Annotated in this window: 21 protein-coding genes and 1 other RNA gene; 9 read left to right on the top strand and 13 right to left on the bottom strand. The window is 60.0% G+C overall.

What is annotated here, in order from left to right:
* Nucleotides 1–2 precede the first annotated feature (2 nt).
* Complete coding sequence (locus FJD34_RS15120; RefSeq protein WP_032856954.1) at nt 3–788, bottom strand: transporter substrate-binding domain-containing protein; 786 nt, start codon at nt 786–788, stop codon at nt 3–5.
* A 256-nt stretch (nt 789–1,044) separates the two neighbouring features.
* Between FJD34_RS15120 and FJD34_RS15115 the strand changes: the two genes are divergently transcribed.
* The 5 genes from FJD34_RS15115 to FJD34_RS15095 all read left to right on the top strand — a co-directional run bounded on the left by FJD34_RS15115 (nt 1,045) and on the right by FJD34_RS15095 (nt 6,279).
* On the top strand, nt 1,045–1,746 hold the full coding sequence (locus tag FJD34_RS15115) for a FadR/GntR family transcriptional regulator (protein WP_090293221.1): 702 nt from the start codon (nt 1,045–1,047) through the stop codon (nt 1,744–1,746).
* A gap of 120 nt (nt 1,747–1,866) precedes the next feature.
* On the top strand, nt 1,867–2,196 hold the full coding sequence (gene trxA, locus FJD34_RS15110) for a thioredoxin TrxA (protein WP_032857000.1): 330 nt from the start codon (nt 1,867–1,869) through the stop codon (nt 2,194–2,196).
* 232 nt (nt 2,197–2,428) lie between these two features.
* Nucleotides 2,429–3,688, top strand: a complete 1,260-nt coding sequence (gene rho / locus FJD34_RS15105) for a transcription termination factor Rho (RefSeq protein ID WP_003176825.1) — start codon at nt 2,429–2,431, stop codon at nt 3,686–3,688.
* A 156-nt stretch (nt 3,689–3,844) separates the two neighbouring features.
* Nucleotides 3,845–5,311, top strand: a complete 1,467-nt coding sequence (gene ubiD, locus FJD34_RS15100) for a 4-hydroxy-3-polyprenylbenzoate decarboxylase (RefSeq protein WP_038444369.1) — start codon at nt 3,845–3,847, stop codon at nt 5,309–5,311.
* Nucleotides 5,311–6,279 (top strand): CDP-6-deoxy-delta-3,4-glucoseen reductase, encoded by a 969-nt coding sequence (locus FJD34_RS15095; protein WP_090292378.1) that lies wholly within the window; start codon nt 5,311–5,313, stop codon nt 6,277–6,279. The genes ubiD and FJD34_RS15095 overlap by 1 nt, the downstream gene beginning before the upstream one ends.
* A gap of 56 nt (nt 6,280–6,335) precedes the next feature.
* Here FJD34_RS15095 and FJD34_RS15090 read toward each other — a convergent pair whose 3' ends face one another.
* Nucleotides 6,336–6,812: a sn-glycerol-3-phosphate transporter gene (locus FJD34_RS15090; protein WP_090292376.1), complete on the bottom strand. Its 477-nt coding sequence runs from the start codon at nt 6,810–6,812 to the stop codon at nt 6,336–6,338.
* 381 nt (nt 6,813–7,193) lie between these two features.
* On the opposite strand from FJD34_RS15090, the gene FJD34_RS15085 reads away from it, so the two are divergent.
* Nucleotides 7,194–7,847 carry a gamma-glutamylcyclotransferase gene (locus FJD34_RS15085; RefSeq protein ID WP_032856959.1) on the top strand — a complete coding sequence of 218 codons (654 nt, stop codon included), beginning with the start codon at nt 7,194–7,196 and terminating at the stop codon, nt 7,845–7,847.
* Here FJD34_RS15085 and glpT read toward each other — a convergent pair.
* Both glpT and FJD34_RS15075 read right to left on the bottom strand, forming a co-directional pair.
* Complete coding sequence (gene glpT, locus FJD34_RS15080) at nt 7,844–9,181, bottom strand: glycerol-3-phosphate transporter (protein ID WP_032856960.1); 1,338 nt, start codon at nt 9,179–9,181, stop codon at nt 7,844–7,846. The genes FJD34_RS15085 and glpT overlap by 4 nt on opposite strands.
* 273 nt (nt 9,182–9,454) lie before the next feature.
* Nucleotides 9,455–10,432, bottom strand: coding sequence for an NADPH:quinone oxidoreductase family protein (locus FJD34_RS15075; RefSeq protein ID WP_032856961.1), 978 nt, complete (start codon nt 10,430–10,432; stop codon nt 9,455–9,457).
* A gap of 149 nt (nt 10,433–10,581) precedes the next feature.
* On the opposite strand from FJD34_RS15075, the gene FJD34_RS15070 reads away from it, so the two are divergent.
* The gene (locus FJD34_RS15070; protein ID WP_032856962.1) at nt 10,582–10,989 is read left to right on the top strand and encodes a flagellar basal body-associated protein FliL; all 408 of its coding nucleotides are present in this window, start codon (nt 10,582–10,584) and stop codon (nt 10,987–10,989) included.
* A gap of 69 nt (nt 10,990–11,058) precedes the next feature.
* Here the strand turns inward: FJD34_RS15070 and FJD34_RS15065 are convergent, their stop codons facing one another.
* The 5 genes from FJD34_RS15065 to FJD34_RS15045 form a co-directional block, all read right to left on the bottom strand.
* The gene (locus FJD34_RS15065; protein ID WP_139115624.1) at nt 11,059–11,661 is read right to left on the bottom strand and encodes a hypothetical protein; all 603 of its coding nucleotides are present in this window, start codon (nt 11,659–11,661) and stop codon (nt 11,059–11,061) included.
* Nucleotides 11,658–12,776, bottom strand: coding sequence for an ABC transporter permease (locus FJD34_RS15060; protein WP_032856964.1), 1,119 nt, complete (start codon nt 12,774–12,776; stop codon nt 11,658–11,660). The genes FJD34_RS15065 and FJD34_RS15060 overlap by 4 nt, the downstream gene beginning before the upstream one ends.
* A complete protein-coding gene (rbbA, locus tag FJD34_RS15055) occupies nt 12,776–15,493 on the bottom strand; it encodes a ribosome-associated ATPase/putative transporter RbbA (RefSeq protein ID WP_090292373.1) in 2,718 nt (905 codons plus the stop codon). Before rbbA ends, FJD34_RS15060 begins: the two co-directional genes overlap by 1 nt.
* On the bottom strand, nt 15,490–16,455 hold the full coding sequence (locus FJD34_RS15050) for an HlyD family secretion protein (protein ID WP_032856966.1): 966 nt from the start codon (nt 16,453–16,455) through the stop codon (nt 15,490–15,492). The genes rbbA and FJD34_RS15050 overlap by 4 nt, the downstream gene beginning before the upstream one ends.
* A gap of 86 nt (nt 16,456–16,541) precedes the next feature.
* Nucleotides 16,542–16,991 carry an EVE domain-containing protein gene (locus FJD34_RS15045; RefSeq protein ID WP_032856967.1) on the bottom strand — a complete coding sequence of 150 codons (450 nt, stop codon included), beginning with the start codon at nt 16,989–16,991 and terminating at the stop codon, nt 16,542–16,544.
* Nucleotides 16,992–17,187: 196 nt separating this feature from the next.
* On the opposite strand from FJD34_RS15045, the gene FJD34_RS28075 reads away from it, so the two are divergent.
* Complete coding sequence (locus tag FJD34_RS28075; protein ID WP_090292371.1) at nt 17,188–17,340, top strand: hypothetical protein; 153 nt, start codon at nt 17,188–17,190, stop codon at nt 17,338–17,340.
* A gap of 2 nt (nt 17,341–17,342) precedes the next feature.
* Here the strand turns inward: FJD34_RS28075 and FJD34_RS15040 are convergent, their stop codons facing one another.
* The 4 genes from FJD34_RS15040 to FJD34_RS15025 all read right to left on the bottom strand — a co-directional run bounded on the left by FJD34_RS15040 (nt 17,343) and on the right by FJD34_RS15025 (nt 18,767).
* Nucleotides 17,343–17,978, bottom strand: coding sequence for a 5-formyltetrahydrofolate cyclo-ligase (locus tag FJD34_RS15040; protein ID WP_090292367.1), 636 nt, complete (start codon nt 17,976–17,978; stop codon nt 17,343–17,345).
* 56 nt (nt 17,979–18,034) lie between these two features.
* A non-coding RNA gene (ssrS, locus tag FJD34_RS15035) (6S RNA) lies at nt 18,035–18,213 on the bottom strand.
* Between the two features lie 30 nt (nt 18,214–18,243).
* Nucleotides 18,244–18,561, bottom strand: a complete 318-nt coding sequence (locus FJD34_RS15030; protein WP_032856969.1) for a cell division protein ZapA — start codon at nt 18,559–18,561, stop codon at nt 18,244–18,246.
* On the bottom strand, nt 18,558–18,767 hold the full coding sequence (locus tag FJD34_RS15025) for a TIGR02449 family protein (protein WP_007982902.1): 210 nt from the start codon (nt 18,765–18,767) through the stop codon (nt 18,558–18,560). Before FJD34_RS15025 ends, FJD34_RS15030 begins: the two co-directional genes overlap by 4 nt.
* A gap of 137 nt (nt 18,768–18,904) precedes the next feature.
* Here FJD34_RS15025 and FJD34_RS15020 point away from each other — a divergent pair, with 137 nt between their 5' ends.
* Entirely contained in the window at nt 18,905–19,462 is a 558-nt protein-coding gene (locus FJD34_RS15020) for a YecA/YgfB family protein (protein WP_032856970.1), read from the top strand.
* The last annotated feature ends 5 nt before the right edge of the window (nt 19,463–19,467 follow it).

The following is a 19,467-nucleotide window of genomic DNA, read 5'->3' as shown; positions in this document are numbered from 1 at the left end:
CCTCAGAGATCGGCAGGCAATGGCTCTTTGAGCCACTGCATTGCGTTCTTTTCCAGGCTGCCGTCAGCCTTGGCGGCGACCAGGATCTGGTTGACCTTTTCCAACAGCGCCGGCTCGTTTTTGTTGACGCCGACATACACTGGCGAATCCTTGAGTTTGACTTTAAGCGCCGGCACCCGCTTGGGGTTGCGCTCGCTGATCGCCACCATCACCACGTTGCCACTGGCGATCAGGTCCACCTGGCCGGCGAGGTAGGCGGCGATCGTCGAGTTGTTGTCTTCGAAGCGCTTGATCGTGGCTTCCTTGGGCGCTACGGCGGTCAACTCGATATCTTCAATGGCGCCCCGGGTCACGCTGATGGTCTTGCCCTTGAGGTCGTCGAGGTGGGTGATGGTCGCTTCCGGCGGGCCGAATACGGCGAGATAGAACGGCGCATAGGCCTTGGAAAAGTCGATGACCTTCTCGCGCTCCGGGTTCTTGCCCAGGCTGGAAATCACCAGGTCCACCTTGCCGGTGGTCAGGAATGGAATGCGGTTGGTGCTGTTGACCGGCGTGAGTTCCAGCTTGACCTTGAGTTGCTCGGCCAGCAGCTTTGCGGTGTCGATGTCCAAACCGCGCGGTTGCATATCCGGGCCAACCGAGCCGAACGGCGGAAAGTCCTGGGGCACGGCGACCTTGAGGGTGCCACGTGCGACGATATCGTCCAGGCCATTGGCCTGGGCAGGCGCCTGGCTAAGCATCAGGCTGGCAAACAAGGCAGTGAGCAGGGCGCTGCAACGCTTGGTCATGGCAACTCTCCGAAAGTGGTGAAGGACATTTCTGAGTTTTGCCAGTGCATAGCCCATGCCATGACGCCCTGAAACGCCTGCAAGGCAGGTTTTTCCAGGCGTATATCGGTCTGACTGGTCTGAACAGTCAGGTCTCGTTTTGCACCCTTTTCGAGCGCTGGCAAAACCGCGCGAGCCCCTTTAGGGCGTGGCTTGCCGGCTGCCGAGAATAGCTTTACAACTAGGCCCACTGTTGACTGAAACCTCGGGTTTTTTCATGAATTCCATCGCCCAAGCCGTACCGGAAGCGGCCTTGCAAGCTATCCGCAAACTCATCAAGGAACAGGGCTTCGGCCCCGGCGATGCATTGCCTTCCCAGCGCGACCTGGCGCTGCAATTGGGGGTCAGTCGTGCCTCGTTGCGTGAGGCCTTGTCTTCGCTCAGTGCGCTGGGAGTGGTCAGTGTGCAGCCGGGCAAGGGCGTGTTTGTGCAGGCGCCGCCTGAGGCCGATCTGGGCGCAGTGGCCTGGCCATTTACCGCGCAGGCCAGCCCGCTGGATATCTTCCAGTTGCGTTATGCCCTGGAGGGGTTTGCGGCGGGGCTAGCGGCCATGACGCTGACCACCGAGGCGCTGGATGAGCTCGAAGACAATGTCCAGGCCATGCGCCGGGAACTCAAGGCCGGTGATTTCGAGGCGGCCGCACGGTTGGACTTCGCTTTCCACCAGCGCATCCTGTTGGCCAGTGGCAATCAGGCGATGGTCAGCATCCTCAGCGCCAGTGCCGAGGTGTTCCTGGAAAGCCAGAAACTACCGTTCATCCGACCGGAGCGGGCCATGGAAACCTGGCAGGAGCACCGCAAGATCCTCCGTGCCCTGGCCCGGCGCAGCAGCGCGGCGGCACATAAATCCATGCAGGAGCACGTGCGTAACGCGGCGCTGCGCACGGGCATCGCCTTTGTCACGCCGGCAACATCCTGAATCGGTAATACCGAAAATGATGACGCGTGATAGCAAGAGTCAATCAGCGGCGGCTTCCTGAACGAAGGAAGGGCGGCTATGATGGGCAACGTTTTTTTTGCTTACAACCCGGAGACATCCATGAGCAACGATCTTATCAAGCACGTCACCGACGCGACCTTTGAGGCCGAAGTACTGCAGGCCCAAGGCCCGGTGCTGGTTGATTACTGGGCTGAGTGGTGCGGTCCTTGCAAAATGATCGCTCCGGTCCTGGACGACATCGCAACCACCTACGAAGGCAAGCTGACCGTTGCCAAGCTGAACATCGACGAAAACCAGGAAACCCCGGCCAAGCATGGCGTGCGTGGTATCCCGACCCTGATGTTGTTCAAGAATGGCAACGTCGAGGCCACCAAGGTCGGCGCACTGTCGAAGTCGCAACTGGCTGCATTCCTCGACGCCAACATCTAAGCGTCGTCAAAAAGCCCCGCAAATTGCGGGGCTTTTTCGTGAAGCAGGGCTAGACGCTCTGAAATTCAGGTGGTACATTCGGCCCCGCACTGGTTTCTCCACTGCCCCCTGCAAGCCGTCGCCGACGCATTCCTTTCGATTAGTACGCGATCCTGTCGCCTTCTCTGCGGCGCGGCCTCATTAAGCCAAAAGCTTAATTCCCCCCCTCTATAAATGATTACGTCATTCCTATATGAATCTGACTGAACTCAAGCAAAAGCCGATTACCGACCTGCTCCAACTGGCCGAAGAAATGGGCATAGAAAATATGGCCCGTTCGCGCAAGCAGGACGTGATTTTCTCCCTGCTGAAAAAGCACGCGAAAAGCGGCGAGGAAATCTCCGGTGATGGCGTGCTGGAGATTCTCCAGGACGGCTTCGGCTTCCTTCGCTCTGCAGACGCTTCCTATCTTGCCGGCCCAGACGATATCTACGTCTCGCCGAGCCAGATCCGTCGCTTCAACTTGCGCACCGGTGACACCATCGTTGGCAAGATCCGCCCTCCAAAGGAAGGCGAGCGTTATTTCGCCCTGCTCAAGGTCGACACGATCAACTTCGATCGTCCCGAGAACGCGAAGAACAAGATTCTCTTCGAGAACCTGACGCCGCTGTTCCCGACCGTGCGCATGAAGATGGAAGCCGGCAACGGTTCCACCGAAGACTTGACCGGTCGAGTCATCGACCTGTGCGCCCCGATCGGCAAGGGCCAGCGTGGCCTGATCGTCGCGCCGCCGAAAGCCGGTAAGACCATCATGCTGCAGAACATCGCAGCGAACATCGCGCGTAACAATCCTGAAGTTCACCTGATCGTGCTGCTGATCGACGAGCGTCCGGAAGAAGTGACCGAAATGCAGCGCACCGTGCGCGGCGAAGTGGTTGCCTCGACGTTCGATGAGCCGCCAACCCGCCACGTGCAGGTTGCCGAAATGGTGATCGAGAAGGCCAAGCGCCTGGTCGAACACAAGAAGGACGTGGTGATCCTGCTCGACTCCATCACCCGTCTGGCCCGTGCCTACAACACCGTGATCCCGAGCTCCGGCAAGGTCCTGACCGGTGGTGTCGATGCCCATGCCCTGGAGAAGCCGAAACGTTTCTTCGGCGCCGCGCGTAACATCGAAGAAGGCGGCTCGCTGACCATTATCGCCACCGCGCTGGTTGAAACCGGCTCGAAGATGGACGAAGTGATCTACGAAGAGTTCAAGGGTACCGGCAACATGGAACTGCCTCTGGACCGTCGCATTGCTGAAAAGCGTGTGTTCCCGGCCATCAACATCAACCGTTCCGGCACCCGCCGTGAAGAGTTGCTGACTGCCGATGACGAACTGCAGCGCATGTGGATCCTGCGCAAGCTGCTGCATCCGATGGACGAAGTCGCCGCCATCGAGTTCCTGATCGATAAGCTGAAAACCACCAAGACCAACGACGAGTTCTTCCTGTCGATGAAGCGTAAGTAATACGACGTTTCAGGTCCGAAAGAATGGCGCCCCAAGGGGCGCCATTTTTTTTCGCCGGTTTTTTAAGCAAGTTCCGAGCGCAAATGCGCGGCGATAAGCTGCCAGCGGCCTTCAGAGCAGGTAGGATGTACGCCTATTTTACGGGTGGCATGGTTAATGAAATTCAAGGATCTTCGGGATTTCGTGCAGCAACTTGAGCAGCGCGGAGAGTTGAAACGTATTCAGGTGCCGGTGTCCCCGGTCCTGGAAATGACTGAGATTTGCGACCGCACCTTGCGCAACAAGGGCCCGGCGCTGCTGTTCGAGAACCCCACAGGCTTTGATATCCCGGTGCTCGGCAACCTGTTCGGCACGCCCGACCGGGTGGCCTTCGGCATGGGCGCCGAGTCGGTCAGCGAACTGCGCGAAATCGGCAAGCTGCTGGCCTTCCTCAAGGAGCCCGAGCCGCCCAAGGGCCTGAAGGACGCGTGGTCGAAGCTGCCGATCTTTCGCAAGATCATTGCCATGGCGCCCAAGGTGGTCAAGGACGCGGTTTGCCAGGAAGTGGTCATCGAAGGCGATGATGTCGACCTGGCGATGCTTCCGGTCCAGACCTGCTGGCCCGGCGATGTCGGCCCGTTGATCACCTGGGGCCTGACCGTCACCAAGGGCCCGAACAAGGATCGCCAGAACCTGGGGATCTACCGCCAGCAAGTGATCGGCCGCAACAAAGTGATCATGCGTTGGCTGAGCCACCGTGGTGGCGCGCTGGACTTCCGTGAGTGGTGCGAGAAGCACCCCGGCCAGCCGTTCCCGGTCTCGGTGGCCCTGGGCGCCGACCCGGCGACCATCCTCGGCGCCGTGACGCCGGTGCCCGACAGCCTGTCCGAATACGCCTTTGCCGGCCTGCTGCGCGGCAACCGCACCGAGCTGGTGAAGTGCCGTGGCAACGACCTGCAAGTACCGGCCACCGCCGAAATCATCCTCGAAGGCGTGATTCATCCGGGCGAGATGGCCGATGAAGGCCCGTATGGCGATCACACCGGCTACTACAATGAAGTCGACAGCTTCCCGGTGTTCACCGTCGAACGCATCACCCACCGGATCAAACCGATCTACCACAGCACCTACACCGGCCGGCCGCCTGATGAGCCGGCGATTCTCGGCGTGGCGCTGAACGAGGTGTTTGTGCCGATCCTGCAGAAGCAGTTCCCGGAAATCACCGACTTCTACCTGCCGCCCGAGGGTTGCTCGTATCGCATGGCCATCGTGACCATGAAGAAGTCGTACCCGGGCCATGCCAAGCGGGTAATGCTCGGTGTGTGGTCGTTTTTGCGACAGTTCATGTACACCAAGTTCGTTATCGTCACCGACGACGACATCAACGCCCGGGACTGGAACGACGTGATCTGGGCCATTACCACGCGCATGGACCCCAAGCGCGACACGGTAATGATCGACAACACGCCGATCGACTACCTCGACTTCGCCTCGCCGGTGTCGGGCCTGGGCTCGAAGATGGGCCTGGATGCCACCCATAAATGGCCGGGTGAAACCACCCGCGAGTGGGGCCGGGTGATCGTCAAGGATGAAGCCGTGACGGCGCGTGTCGATGCGATGTGGAAAGAATTGGGAATAGATTGATGCGTGTAACCCTGCAACCTTCCGGCGCGGTCCTTGACTTGCAGCCCGGCGAGCGGATTCTTGAAGGTGCACGGCGCCTTGGCTACGAATGCCCCCAGGCGTGCCGCAACGGCGTGTGCCACGTGTGCGCGGCCCTGTTGGTCGAGGGCCGGGTGCAACAGGCCGGCGAGGTGCGTGACCATGGTGAGTTCTACACCTGCATTGCCGAGCCGCTGGAAGATTGCATCGTGCTGTGGGATGGCGTGCTGGCGCCGGGAGAGTTGCCGGTGCGCAAACTTGCCTGCCAGTTGAGCGAGTGCGTGGACCTGGGTGGCGACGTGTGGCGCGTGCGCCTGCGGGCGCCGGCCGGCAAGGCGGTACGCTACCACGCGGGCCAGTACCTGATGATCGAGCGGGAAAACGGCGAAAAGTCGGCGTTTTCCCTGGCGTCGGCGCCCCACGCCGGGCGGGAGCTGGAGTTGCATGTGCTGGTGCGTGAAGACAGCGCCCGCAGCCTGATCGAGCAGTTGCTGCGCAACCAGATGGCGCGGGTCGAGCTACCATTTGGCGATACCCATCTGGCCGAATTGCCCGACGGGCCGCTGGTGCTGATCGCGGCTGGCACCGGTATGGCACAGATGCACAGCCTGATCGAGCACTGCCGGGCCAGCGGTTTCAAGCACCCGGTGCATCTGTATTGGGGCGTGCGCCAACCGGATGATTTCTACCAGGTCGAACATTGGGAGCAGTGGCAGCAATTGCCCAATCTGTTCCTGCACAAAGTGGTCAGTGACCTGTGCGGTTGGGAGGGGCGCTGTGGTTTGTTGCATGAGGCGGTGTGTGAAGACATCAGCGACCTCAAGGGTGTGCATGTCTACGCCAGCGGTTCACCCGCGATGATCTATGGCACGCTGGATGCGCTGGTCAACGCCGGCATGGATGCACACCAGATGCGCGCCGACGTGTTTGCCTACGCCCCGCGCTCCTGACCTGTGGGAGCGGGCTTGCTCCCACACTGGATTGTGTCTACTCAGGCCTGTCGGCGTCAGAACCGCAGGCCCGTGGTCACCATCGCCGCATTGAACCCCAGCAGCACGAACTCCGCCGCTACCGGCCCGTAGTGAGCCCCGACCGAAGGAATGATCACTGGCGCCACGCCATAGCGGTTCAATGGAATCTTGTCGCGGTACTTGCCGCGGTAGCCCTGGATCGCCCCGCCGGTCAGCTTCAAGTACACCGGATAGTCGGCCATGTCATAGCGTTTGCCCGCGTAAGCGTAATACGAGCGCTGGCGAAACGAGTTGCGAAAGGTCGCACCGCCATACACCCACCCCGAAGCGTCATTGCGCTCCAGGCCGATCAGGTCCTGGTTGTTGTTGTGCTCGGGGTCCGGCGCAAAGTGCCGGGTGTAGACGCTGGTCTGGGCGTACCAGAAGCCTTTGTCGTCGTTGGCTGGCGCTTCGGCGGCCAGGGCGGTGGTGGCCTGCGCCAGGAGCAGCAGGCCGGAAAGTCGGTTTTTCATGGGGCGACCTCGATAGTCGGTGAATGCACGGCTAAATGGGTCGTGACGCGGGCCTATTTTGAGGGTTCATCCTCCATAAAGGCTGAACGGGCGCTGAAAATAGCGGGGTTTTCTGGAGTAATCCTGACGAAAGGGGCACGTTGCTTATGCTTTTTCTTATTCATAAAGGGTATTTATTCGTACAAATAAATGTCATTAAGCTATATGTCGTCGGGCTACCGACTTCCCGCCAATACAGCTTGGTGGAAGGCGCTGAAGCGGGTACGCCCGGCGTGACTACGCGGCCTATAGCACTTTTTCGCCTTGCGGTTACAGCGGCGCGTTCTATTACGGTAAAGTCGCCTATAACTGGTAATGCACAGGAGACCTAAGCGATCTGCCATGACCGTTATTGAATCCGAACTTCTGCAATTGGCTTACCCACCGCGACTCGATCTGGGGCCGCAACTCACTCACGAACAATTGATGAGCTCGATGCAGGCCACCATGGGCCTGCACAAGGGTGGGCCGGTCTGGCTGTTTGCGTATGGCTCGCTGATCTGGCGCCCCGAGTGTTCGGCCACCCAGCGCCTGCGCGCACGGGTCCACGGTTATCACCGGGGCCTGTACCTGTGGTCCCACGAGCATCGGGGTACGCCGGAGTTGCCGGGGCTGGTATTTGGCCTGGATCGTGGCGGCTCGTGCAGCGGCTTTGCCTACCGCCTGCCGGAGGAGCAGTTGGAAGCCTCGCTCTATGCCTTGTGGCAGCGGGAGATGCCTTACCCTTCGTATCGGCCGCACTGGCTCAGTTGCCGGCTTGAAGATGGCAGCCAGGTGCAGGCATTGGGTTTTGTGCTGGAGCGGCACCTGCCCAGCTATGCTGGCAACTTGCCCGACAGTGTGCTGAATCAGGTATTCGCCAGCGCTTGCGGGCGCTACGGCACTACTCGCGATTATGTCGAGCAGACCGTCAACGCCCTGCGTAGCCACGCCATGCCAGACAAGAATCTGGAGGCGCGGCTCAAGCGATGTGCCAAAGGCTGCGGCGGCGATTAACGCGCCGAGCTGACGCTATTGGTGTGCCACAGCGTAGGAATCAGGAACGCGATGGCCAACAGGCACGCGCCGATCAGCAGCACAAAGCCGCCGTCCCAGCCGAAGTGGTCCACGGTGTAGCCCATGGCCGCACTGGCCGCCACCGAACCGCCCAGGTAACCGAACAGGCCGGTGAAGCCCGCCGCCGTACCCGCAGCCTTCTTCGGTGCCAGCTCCAGCGCCTGCAGGCCGATCAGCATCACCGGGCCGTAGATCAAGAAGCCAATGGAGAACAGCGCGATCATGTCGACCATCGGGTTGCCTGGCGGATTGAGCCAGTACACCAGGGTCGCGACGGTGACCAACGCCATGAACACAATGCCGGTCAGGCCACGGTTGCCACGGAAGATCTTATCCGACATCCAGCCGCACAACAGTGTGCCGGGAATCCCAGCCCACTCGTAGAAGAAGTACGCCCAGGACGACTTGTCGACCGTGAAGTGCTTGGCTTCCTTGAGGTAAGTCGGCGCCCAGTCCAGCACGCCATAGCGCAGCAAGTAGACGAAGACGTTAGCCAGGGCTATGTACCAGAGCATTTTGTTGCGCAGCACGTACTTGACGAAGATTTCCTTGGCGCTGAATTCCTCTTCGTGGCTGGCGTCGTAGCCTTCCGGGTAGTCGTTCTTGTACTGCTCGATGGGCGGCAGGCCCACAGACTGCGGGGTATCGCGCATGGTGATAAAGGCAAATGCCGCCACCAGCAGGGCCACGGTGGCCGGCACATAGAACGCCGCATGCCAATCGTTGAACCAGGCCATGCCCAGCAGGAACAGCGGGCCGATCAGGCCGCCGCCGACGTTATGCGCCACGTTCCATACCGACACCACGCCGCCGCGTTCTTTCTGCGACCACCAGTGCACCATGGTTCGCCCGCTCGGCGGCCAGCCCATGCCCTGGGCCCAGCCGTTGATGAACAGCAAAATGAACATCATGGTCACGCTGGAGGTGGCCCAAGGCGCGAAACCGAAAATGAACATCACCCCGGCCGATACCAGCAAGCCAAAGGGCAGGAAATAGCGCGGGTTGGAGCGGTCGGACACCAGGCCCATGAGGAACTTGGACAGACCGTAGGCAATCGCAATCGCCGACATGGCCAAGCCCAGTTGACCACGGGTGTAACCCTCGTCGATCAGGTACGGCATGGCCAGGGAGAAGTTTTTGCGCAGCAGGTAATACCCTGCGTAACCGATGAAAATACCGGCGAAGATCTGCCAGCGCAGGCGTCGGTAGGTACTGTCGATTTTTTCTTCAGGCAGGGGCGCCTGATGTGCGGCAGGACGAAAGAAAGCAAACATTCAAGAGCTCCAGATTTCTTGTTTTGACTGCGGATGCGAATGTTACAGTTTCGTTACCGAAAATAGCATCGCCTCTTATCTGCAAACACAGGAAATTTGAGCAATTGCATGTTCTTTTACGAACATGTCGCAAATAGATAAGTTGTGGTCGTAACTGGCTTCTGATAGCGCTGGAGATCAAAATGTGGGAGCGGGCTTGCTCGCGATTGCGGTGTATCAGCCACTGAAAATGTGACTGATACACCGCTCCCACATTGATTGCATTTCAAATCACTAGCGGACCTGGACGACTACCTTGCCCACGGCCTTGCGCTGCCCGAGGTCATTAATCGCCTGCGCTGCGTTATCCAGCGGATACACCTGCGACACCAATGGCTTCAACTTCCCCTCGGCATACCAACTGAACAATTGCTGGAAGTTCGCCGCATTGTCCTGGGGTTGGCGCTGGGCAAATGCGCCCCAGAACACCCCAACCACCGCCGCGCCCTTGAGCAGTGCCAGGTTCACCGGCAACTCGGGAATGCGCCCGCTGGCAAACCCCACCACCAGCAGCCGGCCGTTCCAGGCAATGGCGCGAACGGCCTGGTCAAACAGATCGCCGCCCACCGGGTCGTAGATCACGTCTGCGCCGTTGCCGTCGGTCAGGCGCTTGATTTCATCCTTGAGATTGGTCTCGCTGTAATTGATCAACTCATCAGCCCCCGCCGCCTTGGCCACGGCCAATTTGTCGGCGCTGCTGGCAGCGGCGATCACCCGGGCGCCCATGGCCTTGCCGATCTCCACGGCGGCCAGGCCCACGCCACCGGATGCGCCCAGCACCAGCAGGGTCTCGCCGGCCGCCAAGTGGCCGCGTTGCTTGAGGGCGTGCATCGAGGTGCCGTAGGTCATGCTGAAGGCGGCGGCGGTGTTGAAACTCATGCTCGGCGGAATCGGCAGCACGTTATAGCCCGGCACCGCGACCTGTTCGGCAAAGCTGCCCCAGCCGGTCAACGCCATGACCCGATCACCGACCTTCAGGTGGCTGACCTTTTCCCCGACTTCGCTGACCACGCCTGCCGCTTCGCCGCCCGGCGAGAACGGGAAGGGCGGTTTGAACTGGTACTTGCCCTCGATGATCAGCGTGTCCGGGAAATTCACCCCCGCGGCATGCACATCCAGCAGGATCTCGTTCTTCTTGATCGCGGGGCTGGCGACCTCTTCCAGCACCAGGGTTTCGGCGGGGCCGAAGGCTTTGCACAGCACGGCTTTCATCGGACTCTTCCTTTTGGCGTAGTGGCCGATAAGTGTAGGTGGGTCAGGTCACGGGTCAACGAGCATGCCCCGGCCTGATAAGTCGCCATAAGCTTGTGCTCTGCCTTGCTAGCGTTATGCTACTGGCAACCGAATTTGAGGAATGAACTGTGAAAGCGTGGATCCTGTTGATGCTGGCCCTGACGTTGCCGATGGCAGCCCATGCCGAAGAAGCCAAGGAAGGCGAAGCGCCGAAGGTCAGCTATTACAGCCTGACCCCGCCCTTTGTCGGCAACTATGCCCTGGATGGCGGCCCGAAACTGCGGGTGTACAAAGCCGATGTGGCCCTGCGCGTGACCGGCCCGGAAGCGGCGGCGGCGATCAAGGCCAATGAACCGTTGATTCGTAACCAATTGGTGGCGTTGTTTACCCAGCAGACTGTCGAGAGCATGGGCAGTGTTGAGGGTAAGGAAAAGCTGCGCCAGGAAGCATTGAAGCAGACGCAGCAAGTGATGAGTGACGAGACGGGTAAACCGGTGGTTGAGGATCTGTTGTTCAATAACCTGATCATTCAATAGAGCTGAACTGATTGAGTTTTTTGTCAGGTATAGAAAACCAGCAACCTAGGTTGCTGGTTGCAATGAAAATTATGCGGTAAGTAGTAATGTCTTATTGTCAACTATAGAGGCCCCGTCTGGATTTGAGTCGAAAATAAACGTAAAGGTGACGATTAAGCTAGGTTGACTTGTTTTATAATCTCCAGACGCCCCCCAGGCATGCCATTGCCCATCCTTAACAGGGGTGAATGATAGCTCAGGTCCTTGGATAAGCATGGGCTTAATTATGAATTTTGGATTTCGCGAGAATCCAGTGTCGTTCGCGCACATGTATCTAATAGCTTTAAGAGTATATATTAAGTCCTTGTGGGTATATTCAACCTCTATCCTTCCTAGGGAGCCATGTGGACTGAATTCTCCAGTGACCGTTGTTCTCCCTAGAGGTTTTTTTGGGTCAATAATGATTTTTATATCGTGTTTGATATCGTTGTCTTGGGAGCGGTTTTTATTTGATTCCGGTGAGTTAATCATTTTTTGCTTTCCTTGAAATGTTGAAGGCAATAAGTTTGCACTCGCTTTTATAATTAACCATCGGAGAGGGTCGCGGACTACTGTTATAACTGACAGGTCTTTATGGTATTTTTTACTAAGTGCAATATTTTTATAGCTTTTAGTTTTGAAGGTTTTATTCAAGAAGCCAAACTCTTCCTAAACCGCGCCAACGCCACCGCAAAAAACAACAACCCAATCCCCGCCAGCGCCAGCAAATCCGGCCACACCACGTTCACTCCCGCATCGCGGAACAGAATCGCCGCACTCAAGCTCACAAAATGCGTCGACGGCGAGCCCTGCATCACCCACTGCAACCATTGCGGCATGCTGTCCAGCGGTGTGCTGCCGCCTGACAGCAACAGCATCGGAATGATCACCGGAATCGCCAGCAGCCCGAACTGTGGCGTCGAGCGGGCGAGGGTGGCGAGGAAGATGCCCAGGGCGGTGCTGGCAAACAGGTACAACGCCGTCACCAGCAGGAACAGGCTCAACGAACCGGCCAGCGGCACGCCGAGCATGCCCTTGACCACCACTTCCAGCGACAGCCACGTACACAGCACCACCACCAGCATGTTGCTCCAGATTTTTGCCAGCATGATTTCCAGCGCGGTCAGCGGCAGCACCAGCAAATGATCGAGGGTGCCGTGCTCGCGCTCGCGCAGCAGTGCGGTGCCGGTCAGGACGATGGCAAGGATGGTGATGTTGTTGACGATCTGGATCACCGCCAGGAACCAGCCACCCTCCAGGTTGGTGTTGAACAGTGCCCGGGTGGTCAGTGTCGCCGGCGCCCGGCTGGCGACGTCGGCCTGGCCGCTGTAGGTCAGCAGTTCGCGCTGGAATATCCGCCCGATATACCCCGCGCCCATAAAGGCCTGGCTCATCGCCGTGGCATCCACGTTGACCTGCACGCTCGGTTGGCGTCCGGCCAGCAGGTCGGCCTGGAAGTTGGCCGGCACATTGATCACGAAGGTGTACTGGCCGCTGTCCATGACCTTGTCCAACTGGTCGTAGGCCAGTGGTGCGGCGGGCTGGAATTGCGGTGGTTGCAGGGCTTGCGCCAGTTGGCGGGACAGTTGGCCATGGTCTTCATCGACAAACGCGACGCTGGCGTTGTGCACGCCAATCACCGAGCCGGCCGCGGGCATATAGATAGCCACGGTGAAGGCGTAGAACAGAAACAGCAGCAATACGCTGTCGTGGCGCAGGCTGGTGAGTTCTTTGATCCCCAGACGCAGGATATGCGCAAGCTTATGCATCAGGCCTCCTGCTTCTTGAGCATGACCAGGCTAAGCCCGGTGAACCCCAGGAAAAACCCGAACAGCGCCAGGCACTGTGGCCATAGCTGGCGCAGGTCCAGGGCTTTGGTGAAGGTGCCAACGGCGACGTCGAGGAAGTAACCAGCGGGAAACAGCATACCCATCAGTGCGGCCGCACCTTCCAGGGATGAGCGTGGCACGATCAGCCCGGAGAACTGGATGGTCGGCAGGCTGGTGATGATCATGGTGCCGAGGATCGCGGCGATCTGGGTGCGGGTGAACGCGGAAATCAGCAGGCCCATGCTGGTGGTGGCCAGCACATACAACAGGCCGCCAAACGCCAGGGTCACGCCGCTGCCCTTGAACGGCACGCCGAATAGCCAGCGGTTCATTGCCACCAGCAACGCCAGGTTGATCAGGCTGACGGCCAGGTAGGGCGCCTGTTTGCCGAGGAGGAATTCCAGGCGGGTCAGCGGCGTGGCGTAGAAGTTGGTGATCGAGCCCAGTTCTTTTTCACGCACGATGCCCAGGGCGGTGAGCATCGCCGGGATAAACGCCAGGATCAGCGCCATCACGCCCGGGCCGATGGCATTTACGCTGACCACGTCCTGGTTGTAGCGAAAGCGGGTTTCCAGTTTGGCGGCAGCGGGTCGGGACAGCGGTGTGCTGTTGAGTTCGGCCAATTGCTGGAGATTGGCCTGGTGTACCGCTTCTACATAGTTGCGGCTGGTCTCGGCGCGAAACGGCATGCCGCCATCGAGCCAGGCGGCCACCGCGGGTTGGCGTCCGGCATACAGGTCGCGGCCAAAGCCGGGAGGAATCTCCAGGGCCAGTTTGATTTCCGAGCGTTGCAGGCGGCGGTGCAGTTCGGCCGAGTCGGTGATCGGTGGCTGTTCGGCGAAGTAGCGCGAACTGCGGAAGGCTTCCAGATAGGCACGGCTTTGCGGGGTCTGGTCCTGGTCATACACGGCGAAGGCGAGCTTTTCCACATCCAGGGAAATGCCGTAACCGAAGATCACCATCATGAAGATCGCGCCGAGCAGGGCAAAGGCCATGCGGACCTTGTCGCGCAGCAACTCCTTGCCTTCGCGGCTGGCTACGGCCAGCAAGCGGGCCAGGCTGAAGCCGCGTTTACTGATGGGTGGCGCACTGGCGGCGCTCACGGTTTCGTTCGGCGTGGCGGTTTCGGGGGCGCCCTGAGCCTGTTCCAGGCAGGTGACGAAGGCCGCTTCCAGTGTGTCGCCGTGGAACTGTTGTTGCAGGGCGTCTGGGGTGTCGCAGGCCAGCACCTTGCCGGCATGCATCAACGAAATACGGTCGCAGCGCTGGGCTTCGTTCATAAAGTGGGTGGACAGGAAAATGGTCACCCCTTGCTCGCGGGACAACTCCACCAGCAAGCGCCAGAAATCATCCCGCGCGGCGGGGTCGACGCCGGAGGTGGGTTCGTCGAGGATCAGCACTTCCGGCCGATGCAGCACCGCTACGGCCAGGGACAGGCGCTGGCGCAACCCCAGCGGCAACTTGCCGGACGGCTGGTCGGCGATATGGCTCAGGTCAAAGCGCTGGATCAGCTCATCGATACGCGGGCCACTGTCGGCCTTGGGCAAGTCGAACAACTGGGCATGCAGCACCAGGTTCTGGCGCACGCTGAGTTCGCCGTACAACGAGAAACTCTGGGACATGAACCCCACGCGCTTGCGGGTCGCCAGGTCCTTGGCATTCACCGGGTTGCCCAACAGCATGGCGCTGCCCTCGCTGGCCGGCATCAGCCCGGTAAGGACTTTCATGGTGGTGGTCTTGCCGCAGCCGTTGGAGCCCAGGAAGCCGAAAATCTCGCCACGCCCGATGGCGAAGCTGACTTTGTTCACCGCTATGAAGTCGCCAAAGCGCAGGGTCAGGTCGTGGGCTTCGATGGCGATGTCGCTGTTGCCGTTTTCCCGGGGAGGGATCACCAGCGGCTGGTTGTCGTGGGCGCTGTCGCCCTGGAAGTGGGTGAAGGCGTCATCCAGTTTGCCGCTGGGCGTGATGGCGGCCAGTTCATGGCTCAGGCCATCGGCGATCAGTTTGCCACGGTCGAGCATCAGGCAATGTTCGAACTGTTCGGCTTCCTCCATGTAGGCCGTGGCCACCAGTAGTGTCAGTTGCGGGCGCTCGCTGCGTACGCTTTCCACCAGTTCCCAGAAGCGTCGACGTGACAATGGGTCGACGCCGGTGGTGGGTTCATCGAGGATCAACAGGTCCGGATCGTGGATCAGCGCGCAGCACAGCCCCAGTTTTTGCTTCATCCCGCCCGACAGCTTACCCGCCGGGCGGTCGGCGAAGCGTGCCAGGTCGGTGGCCAGCAGCAGGTTGTGCATGCGCTGGTCGCAATCGGCCTTCGACAGCCCAAACAGGGTGGCGAAGAAACGGATGTTCTCGCGGATGGACAGCTCGGGGTACAGGTTGCCGCCCAGGCCCTGGGGCATAAAGGCGATCAACGGGTACAGGCTGTTGCGGTGGCGGCGGTCTTCGATGGAGCCGCCGAGTACCTGCAAATCACCGGCCTGCAGCTTTTTGACCCCGGCGATCAAGCCCAGCAGGCTCGACTTGCCCGCGCCATCCGGGCCGATCAGCCCGCAGCGCGTGCCGGCCGGCAAGCTGAAGGCAATGTCGATCAGTGCCTGTTGCTTGCCGTAGCGGTGGTTGATGCCGGTGGCGTGCAGCGCCAGGCCGTTCATTGCAGGTTGGCCGGCCAGTCCAGGTCGGCGGTGCGCACGTAGCCGGCGCCGGGCATGCCGGGCTTGGCTTGGGGCACGGCGCTGGGTTGAGTCAGGCGCAGCTTGACGCGGAACACCAGTTTCTGGCGCTCATCGCGGGTTTCCACTTCTTTGGGTGTGAACTGGGATTTGGCCGCGACAAAGCTGATTTTTGCCGGCAGTGGCTGATCCGGCAGGGCATCGAGCACGATCCGCGCTTCGCTGCCCACGGTCAGGCGCCCGGTGACGGAGGCGGGCAGGTAGAGGTTCATGTACTGGTCATTCGGATCAATCAGCAGCAACACCCGCCCGCCGGCACCGAGCACTTCGCCAGGTTCGGCCAGGCGCAACTGGATGATGCCGTCGATGGGCGCGCGCAGGCTGCTGTCTTCGATTTCACTGGTCAGTTGTGCCACCTGGGCCTGGGCAGCACCGATGGCGGCCTTGACCGCATTGACCTGGGCCTGGGCGGCGATCACAGCGGCATTGCCGGTGTTCTGGTGCGCCTGCTGCTGGTCGATCAACTGCGCGCTGGCGAAGCCGCGTCGGTACAGCTCCTGGGTGCGCTTGAGCTCCTGGCTGGCCAGCAGGTTTTCGCTCTGGCGCAGTTGCACGTTGGCTTCGGCGGCGGCGAAGTTTTCCTTGGCGCGCAACACTTCGGCCTCGGCCTGGGCGCGCTGGGCTTCCAGGGTGCGGGTGTCGATACGCGCCAGCAACTGGCCCTTTAGCACTTTGTCGCCTTCATCGACCCGTACTTCGGCCAGGCGGCCGGGGATCTTGGTGGCGATCTGCACTTCGGTGGACTCCAGCCGGCCGTTGCCCATGCTCAAGCCTTCCGGCAGGCGGTCGAGGGTGGACTTCCAGTAGCCGAAGCCACCGGCGGCTACCAACAACAGAATCAGGAGAAAGGCGAAAAAATGCGAACTGCGATGGGGCGTCGACATGGGTGCATCCTGCGGTGTTAGCGTCCTAGTTTGCCGGGATCGTAACCGATAGCCGTTGATACCGGTCAAATGAATCCCTTTAGGCGCTAGCGCAGGGTCATGATTGCCGCCCACTGCTCGGCTGTCACCGGCATCACCGACAAGCGACTGCCTTTTTGCACCAGTGGCAGTTCAGCCAGGGCGGTCTGCTGTTTGAGGTAGCCGAGCCCGAGGACTTTGGGGAAGGTTTCGACGTGGGCAACGGTGATCGCACTCCACGGATTTTTTTCCGGGGTGGCCTTGGCGTCGAAGTAATGACTGTCAGGTTCCAGCGCTGTCGGGTCTGGGTAAGCCGCTTCGACGATTTTCCCTACGCCGGCAATCCCCGGCTCCGGGCAACTGGAGTGGTAGAAGAAGAACGCATCACCCACGGCCATGGCCCGCAGGAAGTTGCGCGCCTGGTAATTGCGCACGCCATCCCAGCGCGCTTCGCCGAGGTTTTCCAGGCCCTTGATGGACAGCTCATCGGGCTCGGATTTCATCAGCCAATAGGCCATGGTTTTTGCTCCTTTGCAGGGGATTGGGCAGGTTGTGCGTCACTTTCATGACAAACCGACGGTCGGTTGACGTCAAGGTTTGCGTGTTGGTTCACGTTAACGCAGAATGCCGGGATTTTAAGCTTGACGCAGCTGGAACGGACTACTTTGGAACGTTGCTGTCATCGTGTGTGATATGCCTGAAGGGGGGCAATCGATGAAACGCAAACCGGATTTACTATGGATTTTGGTTATTTTGTTCGGTCTGGGCGTCGTGACCACCGGGTATGCACAGAGCTTGTGGTCGAACAAGACCGAAGCCCCCGTTGAACTTGCACAACAGCAGCAGCCACAATTGTTCAAGCGCTGACTCTATTTTGGCGCCGTTGATTCCAGCGGCGTCCCCTCTGCGACATACCACGTCCTATCGGTAACGGTGCCTTCCAGCGGCACATCCCAGTTTGCCTGCGCCAGTCGTTCGACTTTTTGGCATTCATGGGCCAGGCCCAACAGGGTTGGCTTGCGCCAGTGACTGCGGCGCGAAAGATAGGCCAGGCTGCGGTCATAAAAACCGCCACCCATACCCAGTCGCCCACCGGCATCGTCGAAGCCCACCAACGGTAACAACACCAGGTCCAGTGCCCAGACTTTGCGCTGTTGTCCGAGGTTGGCCCGTGGCTCAAGAATGCCGAAGCGATTGGGTTTGAGTTTTTCCCCGCGCCGCACGCGCTGGAACACCATCTTGGTCCGCGGCCAGGCGCTGAGCACCGGCAGGTAAGTGGCCTTGCCTCGGCGCTGGGCCGCGCGCAGCAGCAAGCGCGGATCGATTTCACCATCCATCGGCAGGTACAGGGAAATATGTTTGGCCCGGCGAAACAGCGGGTGCTGTGCCAGTTGCCGATACAGGCCAAGGGCGGCCTGGCGCTGCTCGCTCGGCGTCAGGGCACGGCGGGCCTTGCGTAACATGCGTCGAAGTTGCGGACGGGAAAGCGGCGCAGGTTCGGTCATGGTGGTCGGCTCATACAACAATGCCAGTCCGGGGACTGGCATTGAGTTTGGGAATCAGGCTCCCCGACAGAACCGCTGTCGACTTAGCCCTTGAACCCGAAAGTTCAAGGTGGAAGATGCAGTAGGCTTTAAGGCTTTCCGTCTAGCGGACATGCACACCAGCCCAACGTGCAACTTCCAGGGTAGTGCGAATCGGCTCAGGGACATCGCCGACTGGCAAGCACGCCAGGGAGTGAAGCGAGTATACCCCAAACAGCCGCTGCAATCAGCCCTTGGGTTGCTCTTGATCGTTGGAAAGTGCCAGGTCAACGCGCTCCAGCAGGTCGCGCACTTGCTCGCGTGTCGAGCCGTTGGCCTGTACGTCAGGGCGTTCCTGCTTGTGCAGCAGATCGTGGGTAATGTTCAGCGCGGCCATCACGGCGATACGGTCGGCGCCGATGACTTTGCCGCTACTGCGGATCTCACGCATCTTGCCATCCAGGTAGCGGGCGGCGCTCACCAGGTTGCTGCGCTCTTCCTGGGGGCAGATGATTGAATATTCTTTGTCGAGAATCTGCACGGTGACGCTATTGCTTGAACTCATGAGTCTTGCTCCAGGGCCTTCAGGCGCGAAATCATCGATTCGACCTTACGCCGGGCGATTTCGTTTTTTTCAATGAGGTGAGCGCGTTCCTCGCGCCAGGTCTTTTCCTGAGCTAATAGGAGTCCGTTTTGACTCTTTAGTTGCTCGACCCGGGTAATTAGCAATTCGAGTCTGGCCATCAGCGCTTGCAAGTCGGTGTCTTCCATGGGGTTCCACTGGATTTGTCTGATGAATGGCAACTGCAGGATAAACGATCTGACGCCCTTGATAGTCGGGTGCGTCTGCCGGTGCTAGGATACAGCGCTTCATTCTAGACATCGCGCCGCCTGGCGCCTAGCTCATCATGCCTATTCAGAACTCCCCGTACGACGCTTTTTCCAAACTGCTGAGCTCCAGCGGTCATCCTTGCTCGCCTGCCGAACTGCACGGCGTGCTGCTGGGCCGCAGTTGCACCGGTGTTGGCTTTGACGCCGACAACTGGCTGGCTGACGTTGCCGAGCTGTTGGAAACCGAGCCGTTGGACAACGTGCGCAATGCCTTGATCGGCCTACAAGAGATGGTCAAGGGCGAACTGACCGGTGATGACGTCACTGTGGTCCTGCTGCTGCCAAGCGATGACGCCCCGCTCGCCGAACGCGCCGCCGCACTGGGCCAATGGTGCCAGGGCTTCCTCCATGGTTTTGGCGTAAATGCCGGTGGCCTGGAGTTGAGCAGCGACGCCAAGGAAGTGTTGCAGGATTTGGCAGCCATCTCCCAGGTGCAAGATGCCCTGGAAGAATCCGAAGACGGCGAAGGCGACTACATGGAAGTCATGGAATACCTGCGCGTCGCGCCGCTGCTGCTGTTCACCGAGACCAAAAAGTCCGCTGAGCCCGCAGCGCCCAAGCCGTCGCTGCACTAAGAGAG

The sequence above is a fragment of the Pseudomonas brenneri genome (genome assembly GCF_007858285.1).
GTDB lineage: Bacteria > Pseudomonadota > Gammaproteobacteria > Pseudomonadales > Pseudomonadaceae > Aquipseudomonas > Aquipseudomonas brenneri.
This window is presented reverse-complemented; position numbering and strand designations above follow the sequence as displayed.

Bases quoted from the DNA above. Each gene is read 5' to 3' on its own strand.
- rbbA (WP_090292373.1), bottom strand. From the start codon at position 15,493: ATGAACGGCCTGGCGCTGCACGCCACCGGCATCAACCACCGCTACGGC.
- FJD34_RS15030 (WP_032856969.1), bottom strand. From the start codon at position 18,561: ATGAGTTCAAGCAATAGCGTCACCGTGCAGATTCTCGACAAAGAATAT.
- FJD34_RS15115 (WP_090293221.1), top strand. From the start codon at position 1,045: ATGAATTCCATCGCCCAAGCCGTACCGGAAGCGGCCTTGCAAGCTATC.
- ubiD (WP_038444369.1), top strand. From the start codon at position 3,845: ATGAAATTCAAGGATCTTCGGGATTTCGTGCAGCAACTTGAGCAGCGC.
- FJD34_RS28075 (WP_090292371.1), top strand. From the start codon at position 17,188: ATGAAACGCAAACCGGATTTACTATGGATTTTGGTTATTTTGTTCGGT.
- trxA (WP_032857000.1), top strand. From the start codon at position 1,867: ATGAGCAACGATCTTATCAAGCACGTCACCGACGCGACCTTTGAGGCC.
- FJD34_RS15040 (WP_090292367.1), bottom strand. From the start codon at position 17,978: ATGACCGAACCTGCGCCGCTTTCCCGTCCGCAACTTCGACGCATGTTA.
- glpT (WP_032856960.1), bottom strand. From the start codon at position 9,181: ATGTTTGCTTTCTTTCGTCCTGCCGCACATCAGGCGCCCCTGCCTGAA.
- FJD34_RS15090 (WP_090292376.1), bottom strand. From the start codon at position 6,812: ATGAAAAACCGACTTTCCGGCCTGCTGCTCCTGGCGCAGGCCACCACC.
- FJD34_RS15020 (WP_032856970.1), top strand. From the start codon at position 18,905: ATGCCTATTCAGAACTCCCCGTACGACGCTTTTTCCAAACTGCTGAGC.
- FJD34_RS15050 (WP_032856966.1), bottom strand. From the start codon at position 16,455: ATGTCGACGCCCCATCGCAGTTCGCATTTTTTCGCCTTTCTCCTGATT.
- FJD34_RS15075 (WP_032856961.1), bottom strand. From the start codon at position 10,432: ATGAAAGCCGTGCTGTGCAAAGCCTTCGGCCCCGCCGAAACCCTGGTG.
- FJD34_RS15095 (WP_090292378.1), top strand. From the start codon at position 5,311: ATGCGTGTAACCCTGCAACCTTCCGGCGCGGTCCTTGACTTGCAGCCC.
- FJD34_RS15060 (WP_032856964.1), bottom strand. From the start codon at position 12,776: ATGCATAAGCTTGCGCATATCCTGCGTCTGGGGATCAAAGAACTCACC.
- FJD34_RS15085 (WP_032856959.1), top strand. From the start codon at position 7,194: ATGACCGTTATTGAATCCGAACTTCTGCAATTGGCTTACCCACCGCGA.
- FJD34_RS15120 (WP_032856954.1), bottom strand. From the start codon at position 788: ATGACCAAGCGTTGCAGCGCCCTGCTCACTGCCTTGTTTGCCAGCCTG.
- FJD34_RS15045 (WP_032856967.1), bottom strand. From the start codon at position 16,991: ATGGCCTATTGGCTGATGAAATCCGAGCCCGATGAGCTGTCCATCAAG.
- rho (WP_003176825.1), top strand. From the start codon at position 2,429: ATGAATCTGACTGAACTCAAGCAAAAGCCGATTACCGACCTGCTCCAA.
- FJD34_RS15025 (WP_007982902.1), bottom strand. From the start codon at position 18,767: ATGGAAGACACCGACTTGCAAGCGCTGATGGCCAGACTCGAATTGCTA.